General features: G+C 57.5%; 3 protein-coding genes and 1 pseudogene. 1 reads left to right on the forward strand and 3 read right to left on the reverse strand.

What is annotated here, in order from left to right:
• From FY112_RS00985 to FY112_RS01000, 3 genes are all read right to left on the reverse strand, one after another.
• On the reverse strand, positions 1-788 hold a 788-nt coding region (locus tag FY112_RS00985), incomplete at its 3' end, for a DUF4037 domain-containing protein (RefSeq protein ID WP_181018119.1).
• 29 nt (positions 789-817) lie between these two features.
• Positions 818-1,255, reverse strand: coding sequence for a VOC family protein (locus tag FY112_RS00990; RefSeq protein WP_094088343.1), 438 nt, complete (start codon positions 1,253-1,255; stop codon positions 818-820).
• Between the two features lie 690 nt (positions 1,256-1,945).
• Positions 1,946-2,551: a LysE family transporter gene (locus tag FY112_RS01000; RefSeq protein ID WP_094087963.1), complete on the reverse strand. Its 606-nt coding sequence runs from the start codon at positions 2,549-2,551 to the stop codon at positions 1,946-1,948.
• 429 nt (positions 2,552-2,980) lie between these two features.
• Here FY112_RS01000 and FY112_RS01005 point away from each other — a divergent pair.
• Positions 2,981-3,682, forward strand: a pseudogene (locus tag FY112_RS01005) (helix-turn-helix transcriptional regulator); the annotation flags it as partial.

Here is a 3,682-nt window from a genome sequence, read left to right on the forward strand (position 1 = left end):
GCGGATTCCCGCTCGCGCCAAATACGCGCGGCCAGAACCTGCTCAAGTAATGGAGCGAGATCGGATGCGCAGGCAAGTCGCGAGAAGGCCGTACCGAACCACTTGGGATAAGGCGCATAGCGGCGTTCGATCAGCATGGCGAGCCGCATGATGTTTCCGACCATCCGCGTCGCGATAACGCGCGAGCCGAGTTCGTCGCCAACGTCCCCTGCCCTCCCGACATAAGCCCGTTCCTCTGCGATACGGCCCCACTGGGCGGCTAACTTGTAGAGCCATATATCGCGAGGGAAGTAGGCAAGCCGGGCACGAAGCGCACTCAATTCGCCGGCGTCGTCGCGGAAAACCGCCCCGGCAGTCACCGTTAACAATGTCTGCTCCGAGTAAGATAGCCAGTCCCGCGCGGTAAGCTCCGTGGGAAAAACCCTTCCTAGAAAACGATCGCACCAAGCAGCAATCGTGTAGACTTCAACGCCGTGATCGGATCCAAGCATACCCTCTTCAGAGTCCCTGGGTGGACGAACATTGGTCGGGTAGTGGACCGCCCATCCTTCAAAGGTGGCTGGCAAAACACTGTCAAGAACGTCCACGATTTGCACGGCCGCCGCGGGAAACCGCTCTTCAGCGAGGATAAGCTGCAAACAGGGGCCATAGTCGTGATCGGCCGAAATTTCAGTGTCATAGCCTAGCACCTCGGAGCCAAGACCGATCCGACATGCCGTATAGGACAGATCAGGAAAATGTTCTTTCAGAATGGGCTCAACAACGTTTTCATAGAACCGTTGCGACAAACCAAGTCCTCGGGACATTCGCTTCACACTCACGCGGCGACTGAGAGAGACGCGGCCTTCCGCTCCACCAGTGCCCAAATGTGGCCGAAGGGATCATAGACCGATGACACTCGCCGACCGAACACGTCCGTCTGTGGTTTGTCCCGGATTACTGCCCCGGCCGTAACGGCCCGCTCTACAGCGCCATCGATATCGCCAACATTTATGCGAAAAACAGTACTGACAGCTCCAGGCTCTTTCGGAAAAAACGGGCCGCCGTAGGAGGGGTGTTGTTCGCGCTTCGGGTTGGACCCCGCCACGGAAACGGGCATCGTTCCAAACCGCATTTCGACGGCCATCACGACGCCGTCTGAGCTGAAGGTATCAACCTGCTGCGCACCAAAGGCCGCTGCATAGAAATCTGCTGCATCCTGCTCCCGTCCATGCTCAACGAGCAAAGAAAATTCGATGCTGATATCGTCGGCCATCTTTAAATCCTCTCTCCATCCGCCTGACTCACTCACCTAGGATACCTCAAAATTCGCCGAAGGCATGGCGTGGCATTTTGTAGACGGCTCGAATGAAGCCATCCGCGTCGGACTCAGGCAACAACGCAAACCCACAGTGCCTGCAGCATGCGAGGCTGGCCGCATTGTCGGGCTCTATGCGTCCCTCCAGGATTGGATAGGCTTGCCCTGGGCCTGACAAGAAGGCGGAAAGTACCGCCGCTCCAAATCCCCGGCCCCTCAGATCGGGACACACGGCCAGATCAAGGTAGCCGCGCTCCGCCCCATCCCGGTCAACCTGTACCTCGGCAATCAACTGGTCACCCTGCATGGCGACCCAGCAGCGAGCGGGTTCTCCATTTGTTACATAGGCGAACCATTCATCTGTTGGGAACGACAGCCGACGCGATAGCTCAGAATCCTCGAACCAGGCGCGCAGTTTGGGAAGGTCATACCTGCTCCTATGATTGCCTGCCGAAAGTTCATTCTACTGAGCGGCAAGGCCAAAGTGGGCGCTTGCCGGATAACTCCTCGACCCGCATAGCCGATCCCGTCTGCACCCCTCGCCGGCGGAGCCGACCGGCAGATCTTCATCGATGCGTTCGCGCGACTGTCTCGCCGGCAGGGAAAGGAACCTACCCCAGAATAGGCTGTCAATCAGAAATGCTTGGATCAAAGCACATGCTTGTAGAGCAGTATCAAGCCATATAGCCCCATAGCGGCCGACAGAACGGTTTGGGCAATCTTCGCCCAAAACGTGTCGAGCTGTTGAATAGCGGGGATGGAGAAAACGCATCCAACCAGGGTAAACCAGGAGAAGGCCATCAGGAAAATGATGCAGGTGGCTACCTCACCCATACCGGTTCTGAAGTCGGGCTGGGCGAGATAGAGGCCCACGAAGAAGGGAACCGACAGGGGATTACTGAGCGCCGTTGCCAAGCCTAAGCCGTACAGCCTGAGGCTTAGGCGATCCGATCCAAGCTGTTGTGGAGGCGTGCCCGCAAGAGGACGGCGCGCAAGCCGGACGGCTGAAAAAAAGAGGATCGAGGACAGAACAATCGAAGACCACATATCCAGGTCATCCAGCATGTTCAGAGTCGTCGCTCCGATCGCAGCGAGATAAGAGGCAATGGCGGCGCCGGAGGCGATCCCGGCGGCCACGCTCAGCAGGCGGCCCCAGGACGGCCTCACGGCCACGCGAAGCACGATAAGCAGGTTTGGCCCTGGCGCGACCAGAACCAATGCATAGGATAGAGCAAGCGAGGCGAGAAGCGGCATAAGGGACAATCTTGGGCCAATGAGATCGACGCGGGAGAATTGAAGATTTCTGTCGCGTCTGCGTCATCCGTTCGGGCGATCGCAGTGGCTGGTCGATTCGGCGTTTCTAGCTGGTGGCCGCATGGCCGCTGGCCCTGGTTGAACGATAGGATCGTGCAGTCTGCTGCTCAGCGATTTGGCGCGCCGCAAGATGAGCTCAACCAACCTCAGAGTATTTTTCGCTATTTACCCTGATTTAGTATCGACAAAGCCAAATTGCGCCCGGCACCGTTTTAAGGCCATACTATGCGGAAGGAGAATAAGGAGGATCTTGTACTCACCCGTTCAGGTGATGCAGGCTCGATTGCCTAGGGCTATATAGCCCACCTGTTTGAAGTGCATTAACTGCAGCGGTTGGCGGCTCTACTCTGCCACGATGAGGTCGCTGACATGCCACATGCCCAAATCGTCGATGCCATTTACCAGTCGTCTATTCGCTACGAGCTTTGGTCAGAAACACTTTGCTCGATCGTTGACTACGTCGGAGCGGTCGCGGGAAACATTGTCTATCAGGCACCGCGGGGACGCGGCAGCTTCTTGATTCCTGGCAGGATGCGGGAAGATTTAAATTCTCTTTATCTCCAACAATATGCCCAGAATCCGTATGCGCGCGCCTACGGGACGGTAAAGCCCGGCGAGGTGGTCCTCGGAAATACCATGGTCGATGTCGCGGCCGTTGAACGCTCGTCCTTCTATACCGACATCTGCATGCCGCAGAACATCCACAATCAGTTGTTCATGGCGCACGCGAGCCTGCACGAGCCAGGAGGCATAGGGGGCGTCGCGCTTTTCCTTTCTCGTGCGCAGGACGAACATGCCGCGGAAGCGCTGAAGCGGCTGAGACTTCTCGCCTCGCATATTGAGCGCGCCATCGACCTGTCATTGCACGTCAACCGCATAGAGTCTGGACCCGACTTGGCGCAGAGGCTGATCAACGCGATGCCGGATGCCGCTGTATTGATCGGAAGTCGTGGTGAAATCATCCTGCTCAATACCGCAGCTGAAGCTCTCCTCAATGAGGCCGATGGTATCTCGATCAGGCGGAACGAACGCTTATCCCTCGCCGCTCAGATCCCCGAAACCTCTTTCCGC

The sequence above is a fragment of the Rhizobium sp. PEPV16 genome (assembly GCF_008919455.1).
In the GTDB taxonomy this organism is placed as follows: Bacteria; Pseudomonadota; Alphaproteobacteria; order Rhizobiales; family Rhizobiaceae; genus Rhizobium; species Rhizobium leguminosarum_Q.